The organism is Bradyrhizobium jicamae, from assembly GCF_018130215.1.
Taxonomy (GTDB): Bacteria; Pseudomonadota; Alphaproteobacteria; order Rhizobiales; family Xanthobacteraceae; genus Bradyrhizobium; species Bradyrhizobium jicamae_A.
Genome location: NZ_JAFCKQ010000021.1, coordinates 18,915 through 39,437, shown reverse-complemented (window position 1 = coordinate 39,437; position 20,523 = coordinate 18,915). Strand labels below are relative to the sequence as shown.

At 62.4% G+C, this 20,523-nt stretch carries 20 protein-coding genes; 3 read left to right on the top strand and 17 right to left on the bottom strand.

The features are described 5' to 3' along the window. Nucleotides 1–148 precede the first annotated feature (148 nt). Nucleotides 149–547, top strand: coding sequence for a hypothetical protein (locus JQ586_RS22135; protein ID WP_212396735.1), 399 nt, complete (start codon nucleotides 149–151; stop codon nucleotides 545–547). A gap of 124 nt (nucleotides 548–671) precedes the next feature. On the opposite strand, the gene JQ586_RS22130 is transcribed toward JQ586_RS22135, so the two are convergent. Further along, nucleotides 672–1,646 (bottom strand): quinone oxidoreductase, encoded by a 975-nt coding sequence (locus JQ586_RS22130; protein ID WP_212396734.1) that lies wholly within the window; start codon nucleotides 1,644–1,646, stop codon nucleotides 672–674. 564 nt (nucleotides 1,647–2,210) lie between these two features. Between JQ586_RS22130 and JQ586_RS40580 the strand changes: the two genes are divergently transcribed. Then, the gene (locus JQ586_RS40580) at nucleotides 2,211–2,432 is read left to right on the top strand and encodes a hypothetical protein (protein ID WP_249147908.1); all 222 of its coding nucleotides are present in this window, start codon (nucleotides 2,211–2,213) and stop codon (nucleotides 2,430–2,432) included. Between the two features lie 167 nt (nucleotides 2,433–2,599). Here the strand turns inward: JQ586_RS40580 and JQ586_RS22125 are convergent, their stop codons facing one another. The 12 genes from JQ586_RS22125 to JQ586_RS22075 all read right to left on the bottom strand — a co-directional run bounded on the left by JQ586_RS22125 (nucleotide 2,600) and on the right by JQ586_RS22075 (nucleotide 15,429). Next, entirely contained in the window at nucleotides 2,600–2,731 is a 132-nt protein-coding gene (locus tag JQ586_RS22125; protein WP_312016998.1) for a hypothetical protein, read from the bottom strand. A gap of 13 nt (nucleotides 2,732–2,744) precedes the next feature. Further along, nucleotides 2,745–3,587, bottom strand: a complete 843-nt coding sequence (locus tag JQ586_RS22120; protein WP_212396733.1) for an LLM class F420-dependent oxidoreductase — start codon at nucleotides 3,585–3,587, stop codon at nucleotides 2,745–2,747. Between the two features lie 63 nt (nucleotides 3,588–3,650). Then, complete coding sequence (locus tag JQ586_RS22115) at nucleotides 3,651–4,175, bottom strand: TIGR03668 family PPOX class F420-dependent oxidoreductase (protein ID WP_212396732.1); 525 nt, start codon at nucleotides 4,173–4,175, stop codon at nucleotides 3,651–3,653. Nucleotides 4,176–4,402: 227 nt separating this feature from the next. Next, nucleotides 4,403–4,534, bottom strand: coding sequence for a hypothetical protein (locus tag JQ586_RS41160; protein WP_283815469.1), 132 nt, complete (start codon nucleotides 4,532–4,534; stop codon nucleotides 4,403–4,405). 860 nt (nucleotides 4,535–5,394) lie between these two features. Further along, entirely contained in the window at nucleotides 5,395–6,834 is a 1,440-nt protein-coding gene (locus tag JQ586_RS22110) for an aldehyde dehydrogenase family protein (RefSeq protein WP_212396731.1), read from the bottom strand. A gap of 18 nt (nucleotides 6,835–6,852) precedes the next feature. Beyond that, complete coding sequence (locus tag JQ586_RS22105) at nucleotides 6,853–7,779, bottom strand: dihydrodipicolinate synthase family protein (protein WP_212396730.1); 927 nt, start codon at nucleotides 7,777–7,779, stop codon at nucleotides 6,853–6,855. 36 nt (nucleotides 7,780–7,815) lie between these two features. Continuing rightward, complete coding sequence (locus JQ586_RS22100; RefSeq protein WP_212396729.1) at nucleotides 7,816–9,546, bottom strand: IlvD/Edd family dehydratase; 1,731 nt, start codon at nucleotides 9,544–9,546, stop codon at nucleotides 7,816–7,818. A 24-nt stretch (nucleotides 9,547–9,570) separates the two neighbouring features. Further along, on the bottom strand, nucleotides 9,571–10,458 hold the full coding sequence (locus JQ586_RS22095) for an NAD(P)-dependent oxidoreductase (protein WP_212396728.1): 888 nt from the start codon (nucleotides 10,456–10,458) through the stop codon (nucleotides 9,571–9,573). A gap of 61 nt (nucleotides 10,459–10,519) precedes the next feature. Continuing rightward, complete coding sequence (locus JQ586_RS22090) at nucleotides 10,520–11,554, bottom strand: 4-hydroxythreonine-4-phosphate dehydrogenase PdxA (RefSeq protein WP_212396727.1); 1,035 nt, start codon at nucleotides 11,552–11,554, stop codon at nucleotides 10,520–10,522. A gap of 153 nt (nucleotides 11,555–11,707) precedes the next feature. Continuing rightward, complete coding sequence (locus JQ586_RS22085) at nucleotides 11,708–12,808, bottom strand: substrate-binding domain-containing protein (protein ID WP_212396726.1); 1,101 nt, start codon at nucleotides 12,806–12,808, stop codon at nucleotides 11,708–11,710. Between the two features lie 3 nt (nucleotides 12,809–12,811). After that, entirely contained in the window at nucleotides 12,812–13,900 is a 1,089-nt protein-coding gene (locus JQ586_RS22080) for an ABC transporter permease (RefSeq protein WP_212396725.1), read from the bottom strand. Nucleotides 13,901–13,911: 11 nt separating this feature from the next. Further along, complete coding sequence (locus tag JQ586_RS22075; protein ID WP_212396724.1) at nucleotides 13,912–15,429, bottom strand: sugar ABC transporter ATP-binding protein; 1,518 nt, start codon at nucleotides 15,427–15,429, stop codon at nucleotides 13,912–13,914. Between the two features lie 209 nt (nucleotides 15,430–15,638). Here JQ586_RS22075 and JQ586_RS22070 point away from each other — a divergent pair, with 209 nt between their 5' ends. Next, nucleotides 15,639–16,307: a GntR family transcriptional regulator gene (locus JQ586_RS22070; protein WP_212396723.1), complete on the top strand. Its 669-nt coding sequence runs from the start codon at nucleotides 15,639–15,641 to the stop codon at nucleotides 16,305–16,307. A gap of 36 nt (nucleotides 16,308–16,343) precedes the next feature. Here JQ586_RS22070 and JQ586_RS22065 read toward each other — a convergent pair whose 3' ends face one another. From JQ586_RS22065 to JQ586_RS22050, 4 genes are all read right to left on the bottom strand, one after another. Further along, nucleotides 16,344–17,270 carry a YncE family protein gene (locus JQ586_RS22065; protein ID WP_212396722.1) on the bottom strand — a complete coding sequence of 309 codons (927 nt, stop codon included), beginning with the start codon at nucleotides 17,268–17,270 and terminating at the stop codon, nucleotides 16,344–16,346. Next, the gene (locus JQ586_RS22060) at nucleotides 17,270–18,175 is read right to left on the bottom strand and encodes an SMP-30/gluconolactonase/LRE family protein (protein WP_212396721.1); all 906 of its coding nucleotides are present in this window, start codon (nucleotides 18,173–18,175) and stop codon (nucleotides 17,270–17,272) included. Before JQ586_RS22060 ends, JQ586_RS22065 begins: the two co-directional genes overlap by 1 nt. A gap of 482 nt (nucleotides 18,176–18,657) precedes the next feature. Continuing rightward, a complete protein-coding gene (locus tag JQ586_RS22055; RefSeq protein ID WP_212396720.1) occupies nucleotides 18,658–19,617 on the bottom strand; it encodes a LysR family transcriptional regulator in 960 nt (319 codons plus the stop codon). 127 nt (nucleotides 19,618–19,744) lie between these two features. Then, on the bottom strand, nucleotides 19,745–20,521 hold the full coding sequence (locus JQ586_RS22050) for an SDR family NAD(P)-dependent oxidoreductase (RefSeq protein ID WP_212396719.1): 777 nt from the start codon (nucleotides 20,519–20,521) through the stop codon (nucleotides 19,745–19,747). Nucleotides 20,522–20,523 lie beyond the last annotated feature (2 nt).

Below are 20,523 nucleotides of genomic sequence, written 5' to 3'. Positions count from 1 at the left end.
TTGACTTAGATCAACGAGAGACGCGCTAACCCGTCCTACGCCAAGCTGGGGTCGTGTGAAAGGCCACTCGAACAGACCAGTTTGGTGACAATTCCGCGTCCGATCGAAAGGGTTCCGGTAGCCGCTGGCCAATTAATTGGAGAGTTTAATGAGAACTGTCAATCCATTGCTGCTGTTGATACTTATCGTTGCGTCGTCAGCCTCGACGCAGGCTGCGGATTTGAACGGAGCGTGGACGATTGACGCTTCGGCGTGCGGTCAGATCTTTACCAAAGAGAATAACAAGCTTGCATTCAAGCAAGATGCTGATCTCCATGCGGGCGGCTTTATCGTGCAGGGAAAGCAAATTACCGGCACACTTCAAAAATGCACCGTTAAATCGTGGCACGATGACGGGCAGAATGTGCGAGTGACTGCGTCGTGCTCGGACGGTGTCGCGATTTCAGACGTAGCATTCGAAGTGAAAATCTCTGGCGAGAATAGCATCACACTCAGCTCCAAGGAGCCGGTGCCAGTGGAAATGCTGTATGTTCGCTGCACGATGTGAGGTCGGGGTCTGGCATCGAAGAAATGTGGATTGATCGTCCGGCCGTGGCGCGTCTACGCGTGCCTGCAGGCGATCGGCGCCAGGATCGGCGCTTGGCCGGATAACATGAGGCGAAGTGCAAGCTCTAGACGAGAAGCACCGTCGATCCCGTTGTCTTGCGCGCGGCAAGGTCGGCATGGGCCTTGGCGGCATCCTTTAACGGATATGTCTGATTGATCTCGATTTTGACCGCGCCCGACTTCACGACCTCAAATAACTCGTTCGCCATGGCGACTAGGTTCTCCCGCTTCGCACCATAGGTGTTGAGCGTCGGCCGCGTCACATACAGAGACCCCTTCTGCGCCAGCAGACCGAGATTGAGCGGATCGATGGCTCCTGAGGACTGTCCGAACAGCACCGCAAATCCGAGCGGAGCGAGGCAATCCAGCGACTTCAGGAAGGTGTCCTTGCCAACGGAGTCATATACGACGGGCACCAGATGACCGGCGGTGAGTTCCTTGACGCGTGCCACGAAGTCCTCACGGGTATAGACAATGGCGTGCGTGGTCCCGTGCTGTTTCGCAAGCGCGGCCTTCTCGTCATTGCTGACGGTTCCGATGACGGTCGCTCCCAAATGCTTGGCCCATTGGCCAAGGATCAGCCCGACTCCGCCGGCGGCCGCATGCAACAGGATCGTGTCGCCGCTCTTGACCCGATAGGTCTGGCGGATGAGGTATTGCGCGGTAAGGCCCTTGAGCATCATGGCCGCCGCAGTCTTGTCGTCGATGCCGTCAGGCAGCTTGAGCAGACGATCGACAGGTATCAGCCGCTCCTCGGCGTAGGCGCCAAGTGGCGAGCTGCCATAGGCGACGCGATCGCCCGGCTTCAGGTCCGCCACCCCGGGGCCGACCTCCTCGACCACGCCGGCCCCCTCACTTCCGAGGCCACTCGGCAACGGCACACCGTACACACCGGCACGATTGTAGATATCCACAAAGTTGAGACCGACCGCCGTGTGCCGGATCCGCGCCTCGCCAGCGCCGGGCTTGCCGAGCTTGACCTCTTCCCATTTCAGAACTTCGGGCCCGCCGGTCTGATGAAAGCGAAATGCGCAGGTCATGGATGGCTCCCGTGCTGTTGAGAGGCGGCCCGGACGGTCCGCCGGCCCGCGCCGAACATATCAGCGTGACGCCGCCCGGCAATCGATCCCCGGGTCATCTTGCCGTGAGCGCTATGGGGCCCCGAGCTGTTGTGAAGCCGCACTTAGCGATACGCCAAGCTTGTTCGCCATCCTCTCCGTCGAAGCCACGCTGCGCTTCAAGGTCCGAACGATCTTGCTGAGCGGGGCATTCGCCTTCGCCAATCCGCGCAGCTTGTGCTCCTCGGCGGCTGTCCAGGCCCGATCATCGATCTGCGAGGATGATGCGCCGTCATCGGCGGAATGATTGGAAATCGAATGGGTATCAAAAAGACAAAGCAACACTGTCCAGCGATGCCGCCAACTGACGCGACCAACTCTCCGAAAAAAATGAACAATTGCTGTCTGGTGTTGGCTTTGGGCCAGCTGAGTGGAGCCTGCCGCAAGGTTTTGCCAACCATGTAGGCCTTCCGCCGTGGCCGATAACGGATCGAAAACAGTTCTGCGGCAATTTCTCGCCGCGATCGGAAGTGGGGAGATCCAGGCATGACCGGACTGGCCGTTATGGAGAATGTGCGCCGCTATCGCGCGATAGCTTCGCTATGCCGCCAGGCCGCGGCATTCCGGCCTGTGCAACGATGCTCATTGCTTACGCAGGCTGAGGCATGGGAGCAGCGGGCGATTGTAGAGCTCGAAGGATACTTCGCAGCCTCAATAACCTCCTTCTGTGGTTCCATCGGCCCGTCCGTCCAGCCTGGAGTCGCATGATAGCCAGAACGGTTGGGGCGCCCTGGCGGGTGGAGTTCTTCCCAAGAACATACGGCTCGCGCGCAGCGCGCACGTTACCCAGAGCCATACTAGCGACAGAGTCTAAAGCGCAATCTCTCGGCAGGAGTGAGCGTGAAAGCGTTTGCCGCTGCAGATCCGGTCAGTAGCTACTGCCACTCCCGGGCCCTTGCGACGGCAGAGGGGTTCATAGAATTCCCCAGGCGCGATTCCGCCCCTCTCCCGTTCGCTTCGCGCAATCCGAGGCCGGCGACGAGGGTTTGGGCGGCAGGGGGCGTGATCCCGAGCTCCGCCTCAGAGCGCCGTCACGAGGTCCGCGCCTTCATCCAGCATGGGCAAGATTTCGTCTCGAGACTTGGGTGGAAGCATCAGGACGACCCGATCAACGCCGGAGTCACGGTAGCGCTTGAGCACCTCCAGGTTTCGGGGCGCCCCGAAGACGTCGAAGGAGAGCGAGGCGGGATCGCGGCCAGCGTCCTTTGCCATTTGACGGAATTGAGGGAGCACATCGAGTGGATCCAGCGCGCGCCCGCCGATCGGAATCCAGCCGTCGCCGTAAGCGATCGCTCGTTTCGCTGCGTGGGGGAATGCGCCCCCCACAACGATCGGCGGATGGGGTTTTTGAACCGGTTTGGGCCACTGCATCATGGGTTCGAACTTGACGAATTCGCCGTCAAATGCCGCCGTCGACTGCGTCCAGATTTGCTTCATCGCCTCGATCCGCTCACGCATCAGCTTGAAGCGCGTTGCAAACGCCGTGCCGTGATTGGCCATCTCCTCCTCATTCCAGCCCGCGCCAATGCCGAAAATGAACCGGCCCGAGGAAAGCCGGTCGACGGTCGACACCTCCTTGGCGAGGTGAATTGGATCACGCTCGACGACAAGGCAGATCCCCGTCGCAAGCTTGATGGTCTTCGTCACCGCCGCGGCAGCGGCCAGCGAGGCGAACGGATCGTAGCTATCGTAATAGTATTTCGGCAGCTCAGCGCCGCCGGGCCACGGCGATTTGCGACTGGTGGGAATGTGACTGTGCTCCGGCAACCACAATGACTCGTAACCTCGCGCCTCCGCCGCCACGGCAAGCTCGTGCGGTGGAATCGCGTAATCCGTGGGAAACATCGTCAGCCCGACATGCATGTTCAGTGCTCCTCGGTCGGCCAGTGCGCGATGGTCGCACACATCGCTGGCGTGAACCAGCCTCTAAACTTGACCATCATCATCGGCTTCGTCCGCGCCCTCAGACAGGTTGCCCCAGCTCGTCACCCGCTCCAGGCGGACCGCAATGACAATCTGTTCGGCGATCTGCATCGCCACCAACTGGCGGTACCGAGAGCGCAGCAGCTCCTGCGCGCGATCGTGCTCTGTCCCGGCGCGCAGGATCTCGGCCCGTCCACGCAACATCACCCAGCCAAGCCTGGTCCAGTCCTCGTCGTAGCGATCGACCACGATAGCGACCATCGGGTTGCGCTCGATGTTGCGGACGCGCTTGAGTGCTGGTCCAGCCACCCGCTTCGGCTTCTCGTCGATGGTGAAGTAGAGATTGCCTTGCAATATCGCAAAGCATACCGGCACGACGTGCGGAACGGCCCGGCTATCGGCCGTGGCAAGGTGCCCGACCCGTCGCGTCAACAGAAACCTGCGTTCGTGGTCTGACAACACGTGACGTCCGCCGGGCAATGACTTCAAATCGCGCCGATACTGCACGGCTTGGCTCGCCTTCGCCACCCGGGAATCGGTGTTCGTGCCCAGCCGCGGCGACGAGACGGCAAATAGAACGATTTGTTGCGGTGCATGAGTCCGGAATTGGCCAAAGCCGAAATGCCGTGGTCGCCCGGCGATGTCCGGTTTTAGGGGGTAGAGCCGACATGGCGGACGTGCGCTAGTATTGTACGGCTCACGGCTGACGTAGATCTTTCGGCGGGTTGAGCGCCTGCCCCAACTGGAAGTCGGCCTTAAACTCCAAACGAAAGCCGCATTTGGGCCACCATGCGGCTGACCGAAAGGGTGTATTGGCCCTGTTCGTATTTCTGGTCCCGGGCATACAGAATTGTGATCACGCCCGCAGCTATCAGCAGTCCCTTCATCAAAATCCTCCGAGTGAACGAAGCATTTATCGGGCGTCATCTACGGTCTGGGCCGCTTCGGGCGCCGTGAGGAATCCGGCGTTCTGTTTGGAGTTTCGGTCCGCGTTGGCTCTGGCTGTCGGCCCGGCTCCGACACCCGATTACCGCGCACTATCCAACCAGCAAGGCGGGCCTAGCCACGTCTGAGCGCCGGCAAGAGCCGATCGGTCGATTTCGTCTTGATCCACATCCGCGAGCGTACAGGAGCAAGCTGACACCAACCTTTCAGTGAGTCGCCCGCATGCAAGTCCGAACGTAGCCCAAATGGAACCGATTCACGACTCTCGGAGCGCACGCGGGGCACTATGCGCTGGAGCCTTCGTACGCTTAACTCGTCCAAGGGTGTCTCCTTGGCCCCCAGCCCCCTGACACCCCAGCGGCCTCAGCACAACCCTCCAAGGGTGCTGGGGCCGCTCCTGTTTTCGCTATCCGGACACAAGCAAAAACGCCGTCCGCTTAAATCTATCGCGGACGGCGGTTACTAGCCCCAGGAAGGAAATTGGCAAAATCCTGATGGGAATTGGTCCGCACAAGCCAGGCCAAGGTTCATTAAAAATTTGAGCCCCGTGGAACTCCTGTACAATCCTTAGGAACGGAGAAAAGCACGGGCCGCTCTCCATGACTCGCGGTCTCGGGGAAGTCTCACACGTGGACCGCCGGCCCGTCAGCTTTGCCGAGATTCATGAGCGGTTCTTCCTCGCTCAGGGTTATCAAACCCGGTAGTCCGATCGAGGACTGTCGCGTTGCGTCCCGTCCTTCCACATCTCGGCGTATTCGGCGGCTGGCAGGATCAAGCAGCCAACCCGAACGTTCTCGAAGCTCTACGACGCCGCATAGGCCGTTTTCACAGAAGTGTAGAACTCCGCGGCATATCTGCCCTGCTCGCGCGGACCATAGCTCGATCCCTTCCGGCCACCGAACGGCACGTGATAGTCGACGCCCGCCGTCGGCAGGTTGACCATCACCATGCCAGCCTCGGCATTGCGCTTAAAGTGGGTGGAGAATTTCAGACTGGTGGTGCAGATGCCGGAGGCGAGACCGAATTCGGTGTCGTTGGCGATCGCCAGCGCCTCATCGTAGTTCTTGACGCGGATCACCGCGGCAACTGGACCGAAGATCTCTTCCCGCGCGATGCGCATGCTGTTGGTCGCCTCGGTGAACAGGGCCGGCGCCATGTAGAAGCCCGGCTTCTCGCGGTCGATCCGCTCGCCGCCCAGCGCAATCCTGGCGCCGTCGTCGAGGCCGATCTTCAGGTAGGACAGATCTTGGTCGAGCTGTGACTGATCGACCACCGGGCCGATATGGGTGCCCGCCTTCAGCGCGTCGTCGACCACCAGGCCCTTCATGCGCTCAACCATTGCATCGACGAAGCGATCGTGGATGCCCTGCGTGACGATCAACCGCGAAGAGGCTGTGCAGCGCTGGCCCGTTGAGAAGAAGGCACCGTTGACTGCGCATTCGACCGCGACCTTGACGTCTGCGTCGTCAAGCACCACCAACGGATTCTTGCCGCCCATCTCGAGCTGGAATTTCGCCATCCGCGCCACGCAGGCGCGCGCGACCTTGCGGCCGGTCGAGACCGAGCCGGTGAAGCTGATCGCATCCACGTCGTGGTTGACCAGAAACGCCTCGCCGACGACGGAGCCACGGCCCATCACCAGATTGAACACACCCGTCGGCAGTCCGGAGCGCGCGATGATCTCGGCGAGCGCATGCGCCGAACCCGGCACCAGATCGGCCGGTTTGAACACGACGGCATTGCCATAGCACAGCGCCGGCGCGATCTTCCAAGCCGGGATCGCGATCGGGAAATTCCACGGCGAGATAATGCCGACGACGCCGACGGCTTCGCGCGTCACTTCGACCTCGACGCCCGGACGCACGCTCGGCACCTTTTCGCCGCCCAGCCGCAGCGCCTCGCCGGCGAAGAAATCGAAGATCTGGCCGGCGCGCGTGACCTCGCCGATGCCTTCCGGCCACGTCTTGCCCTCCTCGCGCGCGAGCAGCGCGCCGAGTTCCGCCTTGCGCGCCAAAATCTCGTCGGAGACGATCTTCAGCGCGTCGTGGCGCTCCTGAGGCGTGGAGCGTGCCCAAGACGTCGCGGCGGCCTTGGCCGCGTCGATGGCTTGCGCCGCCTGCACCGGATCGGCCTGGGCGTATTCGCCCACAACGTCATTGGTATCAGACGGGTTGATGTTGCGCGTGATTTTGCTGCCGGCGACCCATTCGCCGCCGATGAAATTCTTGTGCACGTCAGGCATGTCCAGTTCCTAGCGGGATCAATGGCCCCAGCGCAGCACGATGGGATCAAGCTGGCGGGCGATTTCGATGAGTCCGGTGCGGGTCGCCGGGTGCAGGGGTTGCAGCGGGTGGCGCACCGCAACCGAACGGATCACGCCGCCCTCATGCATCAGAACTTTGCACGCGTGCAGGCCGCACTGGCGATTTTCGTAATTGATCAGCGGCAGCCAGTGCGCATACGCCGCCATGGCCTCCTCGCGCCGCCCGGCAAGATAGGGATCGACAATCTGGCGGATGCCGTCGGGATAGCCACCGCCGGTCATGGCCCCGGTTGTCCCGGCATCGAGATCGGCCATCAGCGTGATCGCTTCTTCGCCGTCCCATGGTCCCTCGATGGCGCTGCCGCCCGCGGCGACGAGGCTGCGGAGCTTGGCTGCAGCCATCGGCACCTCGATCTTGAAGTAACTGATATTGGCGAGTTCCTTTGCCATCCGCGCCAGCAGATCGACGGAGAGCGGCGTGCCAGCTACCGGCGCATCCTGGATCATGATCGGAATCCCGATCGCGTCCGACACGTTGCGATAGAATTCGTAGATGCCTGCCTCGGCGACGCGGAACGTCGCCCCATGATACGGTGGCATCACCATCACCATGGCGGCGCCTGCCTTCTCCGCCTGGCGACTGCGGGCAGCGCATACCGCCGAGCTGAAATGCGTCGTCGTGACGATGACCGGCACACGACCAGCGACGTGATCGAGGACGGCATGCATCACATCGTCGCGCTCGGCATCAGTCAGCACGAACTGCTCGGAGAAATTGGCGAGGATGCAGATGCCGTGCGAGCCGGCATCGATCATGAAATCGATGCACCGGCGCTGACCGTCGAGATCGAGAATGCCGCGCTCGTCGAAGATGGTCGGAGCAACGGGAAAGACGCCGCGGTAGGGTCGTCGAGGCAGAGTCATGCTGCGTGTCCTGCGAAAATGTGGCGTTGCGTTCAACTAATGATTGTCGCGCGGCACTGGCGAGCCGGATTTGCCAACAAGGAAGTCCAGGTCGGCGCCGCGGTCGGCCTGCAGCACGTGATCGATGTACAGCTTGGCGTAACCGCGCTCGGCGTGGGGCGCCGGCGGCGTCCAGGCCTCGCGGCGGGCGCGCAGCGTTGCCTCGTCCACGTGCAGATGCAGTTGCCGCGCGGCGACGTCGAGCGTGATCAGATCGCCGTTCCGGACCATGGCCAGTGGGCCGCCGGCCGACGCCTCCGGCGCGACGTGTAGCACGACCGTGCCGTAGGCGGTGCCGGACATGCGCGCGTCGGAGATCCGGACCATGTCGCGCACGCCCTGGCGCAGCAGCTTGCGGGGCAGCGGCATGTTGCCGACTTCCGCCATGCCGGGATAGCCCTTCGGCCCGCAATGCTTGAGCACCATCATGCAGCTCGCATCGATGTCGAGCTCGTCATCGTCGATGCGGTGGTGCAGATCCTCGATCGATTCGAACACCACCGCGCGGCCGGTATGCTTCATCAGCTCTGGCGACGCCGCCGACGGCTTGATCACGGCGCCGTCGGGCGCAAGGTTGCCACGCAGGATGGCGATGCCGGCATCGGACTTGAACGGCTCCTCGAACGGAGTGATGACGTCGCTGTTCCAGCACGGCGCGTCCTTGACATTCTCCCAGATCGCAGCCCCGTTTACCGTCGGCGCGTCCTTGTGCAGCAGCCCCTTCTCGCCGAGCGTGCGCAGCACCGCGGGCAGGCCGCCAGCGTAGTAGAAGTCCTCCATCAGGAAGCGTCCTGACGGCATCAAATCGACGAGGCAGTGCACGTCTCGTCCAAGGCGATCGAAATCGTCCAGCGTGAGTTCGACCCCGATGCGGCCGGCAATGGCGAGTAGATGCACCACCGCATTGGTCGATCCGCCGATCGCGGCCAGTGTGCGGATGGCGTTCTCGAACGCCGGCCGCGTCAGGATGCTGGATAATACGAGGTCTTCCTCGACCATGCTGACGATGCGTCGCCCGGCCATGCGGGCGAGGTTGTTGCGCCGCGCATCGACCGCGGGGATCGCGGCATTGCCCGGCAGCCCGACACCGAGCGCCTCGACCATCGAGGCCATGCTGGATGCGGTGCCCATGGTCATGCAGTGGCCGCTCGAGCGGTTCATCGCGCTCTCGGCTTCATGAAACTCCTCGAGCGTGATCTCCCCGGCGCGCAGCTGCTCGCTCATGGAGATGATGTTGGTGCCGGAGCCGATGGCACGGCCCTGATACATGCCGCGCAATTGCGGGCCGCCCGACACGCCGATGGTCGGCAAATCGGCGCTTGCCGCTCCCATCAGCAATGCCGGCGTGGTCTTGTCGCAGCCCATCAGCAGCACCACCCCATCCAGCGGATGCGCACGGATCGCTTCTTCGACATCCATGGAGGCGAGATTGCGGAACAGCATGGCGGTTGGCCGCATCGTGACTTCGCCGAGCGAGGAGACCGGAAATTCGAGTGGAAAACCACCGGCATCGAGCACACCGATGCGGACGTGCTCGGCGATGGTGCGGAAATGCGCGTTACACGGATTGAGCTCGGACCATGTGTTGCAGATGCCGATCACGGGGCGGCCATCGAACTGGTCCTGCGGCGCACCGCCGTTCTTCAGGAACGAGCGATAGTAGAAGCCCATCTTGTCCTGCCGGCCAAACCAGGCCTGGCTGCGACGGGTGGTTTTCGAGGTCATCATCGTCTCCAGCGAGGCGGCAGGCAATCAGGCGGCGATGCCGTTGCGTCGTTCGAGCTCGACGATCAGGCCGCTATGATCGAGATCGCCGGCATTGGCCAACAGGCCGCGGAACAGATCGGCCGTCAGCGCGGTAAAGGGTACGGTTGGGATCTCGAGGCGTCTCGCCGCATCAAGCGCATTGTCGAGGTCCTTCAGATGCGTCACCGATCGACCCTTGGTGACGAAATCACGGTCGATCATGCGCTGTGCATGCAGATCGAGAATGCGGCTCTCGGCAAAGCCGCCGCGCAAGGCTTCGCGCACTTTGCCGGGATCAGCGCCTCCCTGCTGCGCCAGCATCAGCGCTTCAGCGACGGCGCCGATGGTGACGCCGACGATCACCTGGTTCGCCAGTTTGGCGAACTGGCCGGCGCCGGCAGGCCCCACATGGACAGGGCGGCCCATGGCACGCAGCACGGGTTCAGCCTTTGCAAAGGCGCCTGCATCGCCGCCGGCCATGATCGCAAGCGTGCCCTGCTCGGCACCGATGGTGCCGCCCGACACGGGCGCATCGAGATGCGTAACACCCCGCTCGGCAAGCTTGAACGCATGCTCCTTGGCCTCTGCCGGCTTGATCGAGCTCATGTCGACCACGATCGATCCCGGTTTCAGTGCCTGCGCGACGCCTTGCCGAAACAGCACGTCCGCGACGACCAGGCCGTTCTCCAGCATGAGGACGACCATATCGGCTTCACGCACCGCATCCGCCGCCGATGCCGATACCCGCGCACCGAGCGGGATCAGCGTCTCAGCCTTCGCGATCGAGCGGTTCCAGGCCGTGACCGCAAAGCCGGCCTTCAGCAAGTTGCGCGCCTGCGGCCCTCCCATCAGCCCAATGCCGAGAAAGGCGACCGCCGGTTTGGCTTCGGTCATGGTTAGATGTCCCCTTGGGCTTGCAACGGAGTCAGACAGCGACATGAGCCGCCGTTGCGCGTCAGGCGGCGAGGCGCCGGCGTTGAGCGCCCATGCGCGCGGCGAGCAACAGCGCGGCGCGGCTCGCGCCGGGATCGGCGACCCCCTTGCCGGCGATGTCGTAGGCCGAACCATGCGCCGGCGTGAGCAGCGGAAACGGGAAGCCGCCAAGCAGCGTGACGCCTTGATCGAAGCCGATCAGCTTCATCGCGATCTGCCCCTGGTCGTGGTACATGGTCAGGACCGCGTCGAATTCACCCTTGCGGGCCCGCACAAAGACCGTATCGGGCGGCACCGGTCCATGGCAATTGATGCCTTCGCTGCGCGCGACGGCCAGGATCGGCTCGATAATGTCGATCTCCTCACGGCCGAAATTGCCGCCATCCCCTGCATGCGGGTTGAGACCGGCGACCGCAATTCGCGGCACGGCAAAACCACCTTCCTTCATCGCCTCGTTCGTCAGGCGCAGTCCACGCAGAATGCCGTCACCGGTGATCAGCGACGCAACGCCTGAGATTGGGACGTGGGAGGTGACGCGGGCATTCCAGAGTTGCGGAAGGATGTTGAATTCGCTGGCCACGCCCTTGAAGTCCAGCATCTCGGTGACGAACACGATCTCGTCTTCGTAGCTCGGATGCACCAGCCGCATAGCGGCCTTGTTGAAGGGCGTGAAGGTGACGACGTCAACGCGCCCCGCGTTCGCCAGGTTGAGCGCGCTCTTGAAATTCTGGAGAGCGAAACTTCCGCCCGCCAGGGATATCTGCCCCACCGGAACGTTCTTTGGATCGAGGTGGCCGAGATCGAGCAATACGGGCCGCTCGTGCACCGTCGGGACGCTGTCCTCGCTCATGGCATGGACGATGTCGAGGGTCACGCCAGCGACGCGCGCCCCTTCGTCCAGAACGCGACGATCGCCGATGACGAGGAGCTGCGCCGAGGACGTGACCTCGCGATCCGCAAGCAACCGCGCCGTCAGTTCCGGTGCGATACCGGCCGGATCGCCCATCGCAAGCGCGATACGGGGGCGAAGCGGGCTCGGAGTGGTGGCGACGTCCATTTGAGTCCTCACAATCGAAAGTAACTTCGACTTGTAGCCAGGCACACCCCGTCCGTCAAGTATGCTACATGCAGTATACAGTTGAACAGAACGGAGTTCGAGACGCATCGCCGGAAGGAGCGCCCCGGATGGAATCCAGGGCGCTCCTCTCTCTTACTTCATACCCCAGATCGCCTTGTAGTGGTCGCGATAGCCGTTGTCGGGATCGAAGACATTCTTCGGCCCGCCGTCGTAGGCGATGTTGTTCGCCGTCACCAGATGGATACCGGAGATGAACCCCGACCACGGCTGCTTGTTGAACGCGCGGTTGAGTTCGTCGACCAGTTGCCAGCCCTGCTCGTTGAGCGGCTCGGGCACGGTGCCGGCCTGATACTGCTTGGCACGAATACGCTGGAACGCCGATTCCGAACCGTCGCCCGCAGAGATCGCCTTCGGCGTGCCGTCTCCCTTCATGCCTGCTGCTGCGAGTGAGGGTCCCATGAAGTCAAAATACAGATCGTTGATCGCGAGCGAGTAGGTCCATTTCGCGCCGTACTTCTGCAGCAGCGTCGTCGTCAGTTGCGGCATGCGCTGCGAGCTTTCGCCGATCGGCGAATCTACGAATTCGAGCACGGTGCAGCCGCCGCATTTCTTGATGGCCGCTTCCATGGCGCGCGCCTTGAACACGGCAATCTCGTACTGGGTATCAGTGAAGATGATGACACCGGCCTTGCCGCCGGAATCGGCAATCGCCTGATAGGCCGCAGTCTCGGAGACGTCCTGCGGCGATGTCGTCACATTGGCGTAGATACCGGCCTCCGGCTCCGGTCCCGGCTTGGTGCCGGAATGCCAGCCGACGACGATGGCGCCGGCTTTCGCCGCCGCGTCGAATGCGACCTGCTGTTCCTTGGTGTCGAAGCCGCCGACGACGATGCCGTCGGGCTTGAGCGTCAGCGCCTGGTTCATCGCGGCGGTGCGCGCGGACACTGTTCCCTGCCCGTCGATCACCGTGACTTTCCAGCCCGCGGCCTTTGCCGCTTCCTTGACGCCTTCGGAGGCGCCGAGAATGCCGCCGTTCTTCAGATCGCCGGCGACGAACACGATGCTCTTCCCGGGCGCAGCCTTCGGACCCGTCGTCGGCCCGTCCCATTTGTCGGCGCGTCCCGTCGCGGCGGTCGCCTTCTTGGTCGCCATGTCGATGTAGTCATCGGCCCGCGCCGCTGTGGTCGCAAAAGCCAGCGCGCAGACGCTTGCCAGTAGTATCGCCTTCGTCATGTTTCAATCTCCCTTGGTCGTTGTTGCGAATTGCGTGGATGTTGGTTGTGCTGGCGTCGTCGGTGCGCGTGAGGAAGCGGCGCCGCGCCGCCGCTGCGCGTAACCGGCTATGCCGATGGCCACAAGCAAGGTGACGCCGTTGAACAGCGGCTCGACAAAGAACGACGCGCCAAACTGCTGGATGCCTGAAATGCCGATGGCGAGGATGGCGACCCCGACGATGGTGCCCCAGACATTGACGCGACCGGGCTTGATCGTGGTCGAGCCGAGGAAGGCGCCGACCAGCGCTGGCAGCAGATATTCAAGGCCGACGCTCGCCTGTCCGATGCGCAGCCGCGACGCCAGCAGCACGCCGGCAAACGCGGTGAGCAGCCCCGACGACACGAAGGCGATGATGGTGAAGCGACGCACCGGAATGCCGTTCAGCGCCGCCGCCTTCGGATTGGCGCCGATGGCATAGAAGTAGCGCCCGATCGGCAGGTATTCGAGCACGATCCACAGCGTGAGCGCGAGACCGAGTACGTAATAGCCGGTGATCGGCAGATCGAGGAAGAACAACCCGGCGATGGCATAGAAGCCGTCGGGCGCGACCCCGACAACCTGATGGCCCTGCGAATGCCACATCGCGATCGCGTACAGGATCGTGCCGGTGCCGAGCGTTGCGATAAACGAATCGATCTGGGCGATTTCGACCAGCACACCGTTGAGGAAGCCCACGAAGCCGCCGAGCAGCAGCACCGTCAGCACCGCAAGCGGCCAGGGAAAGCCCAGCTGCGTCTGCAGCGAGATCGCCAGGATGTGCCAGAGCACGATACCGTAGCCGACCGTGAGGTCGATCTTGCCGGTGACCATCGGGATCATCACAGCGAGCGACAGCATGGCGATGATCGCCTTGTCGCCGATGATCGAACGCAGGTTGATCATGGTCGGGAACGTTTCGGGCAACAGCACCGAGAACAGGAGCCCAAGCAGCGCCGCCAGGATAACGAGGCCGTAGACCGGCGCGAGGCGCTTGACCTGCTCGAGCCGGGTGGCCTTCGCCAGTTCGAAACGGGTCGGCTCCAGGGCCGTGGATTTGATCGATGACGCCACTTCTTCCTCCCTCAAGCTGCGCGCGTTGAAACCGAGGCGGCGTGAATCAGCCGCTCGATGGTGATGTCGTCGTCCGCAAGCTCGGCAACGATCTGGCCGCGCGAGAACACCAGTGCGCGATGGCAGATCCGCGCGACCTCCTCGAAATCGGTGGAGACGACGACGACGCACAGCCCGGTCGCGAGCGCCTCGTCGAGCAGCCGGTAGATCTCCGCCTTGGCGCCCACATCGACGCCGGCGGTCGGATCCTCGGCGATCAGCACCTTGCCACCGATGGTGAGCCAGCGCCCCACCACGACCTTCTGCTGATTGCCGCCCGACAGGGCCTCGATCGGGAGATCCGGCGCGTTCGGTCGCAGGCCAACGCGCACGCCAATCTCATAGGCCTTGTGAGCCTCCTTGCGTGGCGACAGCAGCGACGACAGCCTCCGGCCCATCGCCAGCGGATTGAGGAAGGTGTTCTCGCGGATCGAGAGCCCGGCGGCAGTCGATTCGTCGACACGGTCGCGTGCGATCAGGCCGATGCCGGCGCACATCGCGTCCGCGGGTTCAGTCAGCGTCAGGTGTTCACCGTCGAGCAGAATGTCACCGCTATGCGCCATGGCGCCAAACAGCGCGCGGCCGATCCGCTCGTGCCCGGCACCGCGCAGACCGACGAGACCGACGATTTCCGACGTCGCAACAGCAAAATCGACGGGGCCTGCACCCTCGACCGCAAGGCTACGCGCCGCAAGGCGCGTCACGCGCTCGCCGGAGCGCGGCGACCCCTCGAAGCGCTCGAGCGTCTTGCCGACGATCAGCGAGACGAGTTCCTCCGGCGTGGTCTCCGCAACGTTGCGCTCGCCGACCAGAGACCCATCACGCAGCACCGCGATGCGATCGGCAATCTCGAACACTTCATCGAGCCGGTGCGAGACGTAGATCATACCGACGCCGCGCGCCTTCAGCGGGCGCAGCGCCGCGAACAAACGATGCACCTCGTCGGCCGGAAGCGATGCCGACGGCTCGTCCAGCACCAGCACATCGGATTTCACGGCAAGGGCGCGCGCGATCGCCACCAGCGATTTTTCCGTGCGCGTCAGATCGCGCACGCGCATGGTCGGATCGAGCGGGCAATCCACCTGCGCCAGCGCCTCGGCGGTCGCCTGCTCCGCCGCGCGCCAGTCGATGCAGCCGCGGCGCCTCGGATAGCCGAGCGCAAGCGAGATGTTCTCGGCGATGGTCATCCAGTCGATCAGCCCGAGATCCTGATGGATGAACGCGACCGGCTGGCGCTCGCCGAATTTCGGTGGCCGGTGCCGATAGGGTGCACCGCGATATTGGATGGCGCCTTCGGTCGGCTCGACAATGCCGGCCAGCGTCTTGATCAGGGTCGACTTGCCGGCGCCGTTTTCGCCGAGCAACGCTAGGATCTCGCCCGGACGGAGATCAAGCGTCACGCCGCGCAGCGCCAGCGTGCCACCGAACCGCTTGACGATGCTGTCGAAACGTATGAGCGCGGTGTCCGCGCCGCTGCCGCGGCCTGACATTTCCTCATCCTCCCGAAGTATATACTGTATGCAGTCCTTTCTATGTAGAATAATCATAAGACGATAAGTAAGGCAATATGCTTGGCGGCAAATCCCTGTCCTGCACCCTGAGCACAGTATATAGTGGACTAAATGCGTGTTTCTCTTGAGGTATTCTGCATAACGCGGTCTAACGCGGGACCGCAGAATGAAATCCGTCGAGTCTAGCCATGGCCCAACAGACCCCCGATCACGTGGAGCCGATTCACAAGCGCACGCTGCACGGCGAAGTGCTCCCACGCCTGCGCGACATGATCATCGAGGGTGTGCTCGAGGCCGGTACGCGGATCAACGAGACCGAGATCGGAGCGCGCCTCGGCGTCTCGCGCACGCCACTGCGCGAAGCGATCAAGACGCTCGCCGGCGAAGGACTGATCGAGCTTGTCACGAGCAAGGGCGCGGTGGTCCGGCGCTTCACCCGCAACGACGTCGCGAACATGCTGGAGACCATCAAGCTGTTCGAGATGTCCGCCGCCAAGGCGGCGTGCGTGAACGCGACCGATGCGGAGATCAAGGCCCTCGTAAAGGTGCACAAGACGATGGTGCAGGAATACAGGAAGCGCGATCGTCTCAGCTACTACAAGCTCAATCAGGAGATCCATTCCGAGTTAGTGCGACTTGGTGGCAATCCGGTGATTGCGGATCTGCACGGGCTGATCCAGGCAAGATTGAAGCGCATCCGTTATCTCGGTAATCAGGAGCCGACGAAATGGGCCGGCGCCCTTGCCGAGCACGAGGAGATGATGAAGGCGCTCACGGAACGCGACGGTAATGCGCTTGCTGAGGTGATGGGCCGTCACATGGATCAGACGCTGCTGCGGGTCAAAGACACGCTGTAGCGTGGCGGCTCGCCCGCCCTGCATCCGAGCCGCACGTCAGCATCGGACCAGCACCGACAGATCCGGTTCGCGCCCCGTGGTAAAGCGGCCGATCTCTGCGCAGGTGACGAGATCGACGCGAACGAGCTGATCGTTCTCCAACGACACGTAAGCTTCACATCGGTCGGGATGTAGCGACGCCGCCGTAGCGCGGCCGCCGAGGCGCAAATAGCCGATCTCACCCAACGTCGCCCGCTCGAGGAGCGAGATGCTCTCGTCGACATAGCTCGCAAGCAATAGCCGCTCGGCGCCGTTGCAATAGATTCGGGTACCCTCCCCACGAATGGAGGTTTTCCGCACGATCTTGCACGTTGCGGTGTCGATCTCGGCCAGAGTGCCGTCGCCGCGGTTGAGCACGTAGAGCCGCTTTTCGTCAGCAGACAGGCACAATCCTTCCGGCCTCACACCCGGCTCGATCACCACCGGTATGGTCGCCGCGCGGAATGGCGCCACCTTTGTGATCGAATGCGACAGCAGGTTGGAACAGAAAGCCGTTTCGCCGTCTCGCGTCACCGCGACCAGATGACCCTTCACGCCGCCGGTTCGAACCGAGTGAGCGGGCCGCTCATCGGTTTGGGGATTCTCCACGACACACAGCATATCATCGGCTTCGGCCAAAACGAACAGGCGACCACGGGCATCGCATTGCAGTCCGTGCAGCCGACGAAATGGGCGCAGATCGATGATATGAGACAGCCGCCGCTCGTGCAGGTCGATCACAAACACTTCGGAGCCGCCTGGACGTGGATCAGCGGAGTTGATGGCGCCGTAGTGGCCGATATAGGCGATGCGGCCCTCCGGACTGAGCGCGATCTCGTGCGGGAATTCAGGCAGGTCGATCTTGTCGACGAGTCGACCGTGCGCAAGATCATAAAACGCCAGCCGATGCGCGCTCTTTTCGACGATAGCGAGGATTTCGGACATCACACTGCCCCTCGCACCTTCAGATAGATGGCGTACAGCGAGGTCTGGCCACAGATGTATAGCCGATTGCGTTTCGGCCCGCCGAAGCAAACGTTGGCGACGATCTCGCCGACAGGAATCGTGCCCAGATGGGCACCATCGGGCCCATAGCAGAACACATTGATACCAGCGGAGGTCCAGATATTGCCCGTCATATCGACCCGCAGACCGTCGAAAAACCCTTCAGGACAGGTCGCGAACCGATGTGGCGTCCCCAAGGCGCGACCGTCGCTGCCGACGGGGTAAGCCTCGATCGTCACCGGCAGGTCCGGCACGTGGGAGGCGCCGGTGTCGACGACATAGAGTAGCTGCTCGTCCGGCGAGAAAGCCAAGCCGTTCGGTCGCACCCGATCGCGGATGACGATATCGATCGCACCACTTCGCGGATCGATGCGGTAGACGAAGCAGCCGTCCTGTTCCGCCTCCGCCGCCTCGCCTTCATAGTCGCTCTCGATCCCGTAGCTCGGATCGGTGAACCATATCGAGCCATCGGACTTCACCACCACGTCGTTGGGAGAGTTCAGCGGCCTGCCCTCCCATTGATCCGCGAGCACCGTGATGGATCCGTCGTGCTCGGTGCGCGTCACACGTCGCGTCAGATGCTCGCAGGTGACAAGCCGCCCTTCCCGATCCGTCGTGTTGCCGTTGGAATTATTGGAGGGCTGCCGGAAGGTGGAGACCGAGCCATCGGTCTCGTCGAAGCGCATCATTCGGTTGTTCGGGATATCGGACCAGACGAGGTAGCGGCCGGCCGGGAAGTAGGCGGGGCCTTCTGCCCAGCGACAGCCCGTCCACAGTTTCTCCAGCTTCGCATGGCCGATCACAAGCGCGCTGAAGCGCGGATCATGGGAGATGAAATCGAGCATCAGCCTTCTTTCTCCGGTCGATTGGCTGAGCAAGGTTGCCGGGATGGCCGAGATCCGGGCCCCAGATCATATCGATGATCAGGCGTTCGATCACGGAAGGCGCCCGGAAGCGACGCTTCGAAGGCCCTTGATTTGGATGCTCCGCATTTCATCGATCCCTGAGTTCGCCCGCAAAAGACGGCGCCTTCGTCTCGCAGTTTATAATACTGCATACAGTGCTCAGAGATGCCATGCAAGAGGCTGTGAATTCGACATGGGCGGAGGCGAAGTCTTGCCACCGTCCCGCTTCGTTGCTGCGCTAATTCCCCAGTTCAACAATTCCATCTCAGCGAGACGGCGCAGACGCAAGCGATGCGCAATTCGTGCTGGTCCTCGCAAGGGGGGATTACGGTCGGATCGCATTGCTTTGCAAAGGCATCCGCGGCGAGAAGTCCGTCAGTGCGAGTTTGCGCGAAGAAATTCGAATAAATGCGATGTTCAAGTCAAGTGGCGATTGTCGGCGAGGGATATCGCTCCGAAAGGATCTTGAGGAAATGCGCCAACGCCGGATTTTCGTTATCCGGTCTCCAATGGGCGAAATAGCTCATGCGAGTTGGTTCTCCAGTGTCGCGTAATTCCCTGTAGACCAGGCCTCCGAAATTGGTACTGACACTGGCTTCGATCACCAGCGTGATTCCGAAACCGGCGCTGACCAGATTCCGAAGACTTCCTCGGGACACGTCATGGAGGACGATCTTGGGTCGATCGGTGGGCGACGGGAGTTTCGAAACCAGGAGATCTTGAAACTGCGAGCCTGGATCTCTACGAGTTAGGAGGAGCCTTTCTTCTCGAAGATCGGTCCAACAAAGGGGATCTTTGTCCGCGAGCCGGTGCCCTTCCGAGAGTGCGACCACGACCCTCTCGCTCCAAAGCGATTGCGCATTGCAGTCGGGCAGAGGGTCCGCGCCGATGACAATTGCAACGTCTACGATGCCGTTCCGTAGAGCCGCGACCAAACGTGCACGCGAACTCTCGACCATTTCGATTTCTATCTGCGGAAATCGTTGCCCAATATCCAAAAGCGAGGCCCGAAGGTTTCCGGCTGACAAAGACGTATAGAAGCCGATTGCCAGCCGACCGGCCTCGCCGCGGCCCGTGCTATGCGCTGTCGTCAGCAATGCATCTAACTGCTCCAATATCGACCGCGCGGCGCGCAGAAATTCACGACCGGTTCGCGTTGCTCGCACGCCACCGCTCGATCGGACGAAAACCGTCATCCCAATCGAGTGCTCGAGTTCGCGAATACGACGGCTCAATGTCGATTGCTGAAGGAACAGGGCATTGGCAGTTCGCCGGAAACTCCCGTGGTCCGCCGCTGATACCGCGTAACGGAGATGCTCGAGTGTGAGAGCCGAAGATCGCCCTCGAACTGGTCCATCGGTGTTCTTGAGGTCATTTCCCATGGACCCTCCGTGCAGTCGTGACCGCAAGATCGATCAAAGCGTACTCGACAAGCCGGATATCCGCCCGCGGCGACGACGCCCGCCGCGAGCCAGCCTGAGTGTTCCGACGGTCAGCGGGATTAACCTTTCAGGGATTGGCTCCGCCCGCGAGCGATTCGCCTCCATCTACAACGAGTGCATGACCCGTAACGTAGGACGAGCGCTCAGACACGAGGAACAGAATCGATTCAGCAATCTCATCTGGGGTCGCAAACCGGCCCATGGGCACCACCTTCGTGATGGCATTCTCGAGCGCCGCGCGGCCGCCCACTTGCGCGGTGTAGGGAGCATTAAAGGGTGTGTCCACCCAGCCTGGACACAGGGCGTTTACTCTGATTCCCCAACGCGCCACGTCGAGGGCGATCTGCTTCGTCATTGTGATTAGCGCCGCTTTGCTTGTGATATAGGCGACCATTCCGCGGTCGAGGAACACGCCGGAATTGGATGAGGTGTTGAGGATCACGCCGCCACCCTGCGCCTTCATCACGGGAATCACGGCTTGGCATCCCGCGAATTGGGCATGGACGTTAATTGCCCACGACTGGTCAAAGCCGGCCGCATCCACCTCCTCTATGCTACCCGCGACCTGGATGCCGGCGTGGTTGTGCAAGATGTCGATACGGCCACGTTCGATCGCTACGTCGGTCACCAAAGCGCGGATCGCCTCGTCGTCAGAGACGTCGAGCGCCCGGACCTCAGCGTTCCCACCCGTAGCGGCAATAATCGCCAAAGTGGCCTCAGCGGCTGCGAGATTGCGGTCGGTGACCGTGACATGCGCGCCTTCACGGGCCATTGCGATGGCTCCGGCCCGGCCGATTCCAGAGCCCGCAGCGGTCACAATGGCGGTCTTGCCACTAAGTATCATGG

What these genes read in the sequence shown, in the direction of transcription:
- JQ586_RS22135 (WP_212396735.1), top strand. Translation starts at nt 149, where the DNA reads ATGAGAACTGTCAATCCATTGCTGCTGTTGATACTTATCGTTGCGTCG.
- JQ586_RS22130 (WP_212396734.1), bottom strand. Translation starts at nt 1,646, where the DNA reads ATGACCTGCGCATTTCGCTTTCATCAGACCGGCGGGCCCGAAGTTCTG.
- JQ586_RS40580 (WP_249147908.1), top strand. Translation starts at nt 2,211, where the DNA reads ATGACCGGACTGGCCGTTATGGAGAATGTGCGCCGCTATCGCGCGATA.
- JQ586_RS22120 (WP_212396733.1), bottom strand. Translation starts at nt 3,587, where the DNA reads ATGCATGTCGGGCTGACGATGTTTCCCACGGATTACGCGATTCCACCG.
- JQ586_RS41160 (WP_283815469.1), bottom strand. Translation starts at nt 4,534, where the DNA reads ATGAAGGGACTGCTGATAGCTGCGGGCGTGATCACAATTCTGTATGCC.
- JQ586_RS22110 (WP_212396731.1), bottom strand. Translation starts at nt 6,834, where the DNA reads ATGCCTGACGTGCACAAGAATTTCATCGGCGGCGAATGGGTCGCCGGC.
- JQ586_RS22105 (WP_212396730.1), bottom strand. Translation starts at nt 7,779, where the DNA reads ATGACTCTGCCTCGACGACCCTACCGCGGCGTCTTTCCCGTTGCTCCG.
- JQ586_RS22100 (WP_212396729.1), bottom strand. Translation starts at nt 9,546, where the DNA reads ATGATGACCTCGAAAACCACCCGTCGCAGCCAGGCCTGGTTTGGCCGG.
- JQ586_RS22095 (WP_212396728.1), bottom strand. Translation starts at nt 10,458, where the DNA reads ATGACCGAAGCCAAACCGGCGGTCGCCTTTCTCGGCATTGGGCTGATG.
- JQ586_RS22090 (WP_212396727.1), bottom strand. Translation starts at nt 11,554, where the DNA reads ATGGACGTCGCCACCACTCCGAGCCCGCTTCGCCCCCGTATCGCGCTT.
- JQ586_RS22085 (WP_212396726.1), bottom strand. Translation starts at nt 12,808, where the DNA reads ATGACGAAGGCGATACTACTGGCAAGCGTCTGCGCGCTGGCTTTTGCG.
- JQ586_RS22075 (WP_212396724.1), bottom strand. Translation starts at nt 15,429, where the DNA reads ATGTCAGGCCGCGGCAGCGGCGCGGACACCGCGCTCATACGTTTCGAC.
- JQ586_RS22070 (WP_212396723.1), top strand. Translation starts at nt 15,639, where the DNA reads ATGGCCCAACAGACCCCCGATCACGTGGAGCCGATTCACAAGCGCACG.
- JQ586_RS22065 (WP_212396722.1), bottom strand. Translation starts at nt 17,270, where the DNA reads ATGTCCGAAATCCTCGCTATCGTCGAAAAGAGCGCGCATCGGCTGGCG.
- JQ586_RS22060 (WP_212396721.1), bottom strand. Translation starts at nt 18,175, where the DNA reads ATGCTCGATTTCATCTCCCATGATCCGCGCTTCAGCGCGCTTGTGATC.
- JQ586_RS22055 (WP_212396720.1), bottom strand. Translation starts at nt 19,617, where the DNA reads ATGGGAAATGACCTCAAGAACACCGATGGACCAGTTCGAGGGCGATCT.
- JQ586_RS22050 (WP_212396719.1), bottom strand. Translation starts at nt 20,521, where the DNA reads ATGATACTTAGTGGCAAGACCGCCATTGTGACCGCTGCGGGCTCTGGA.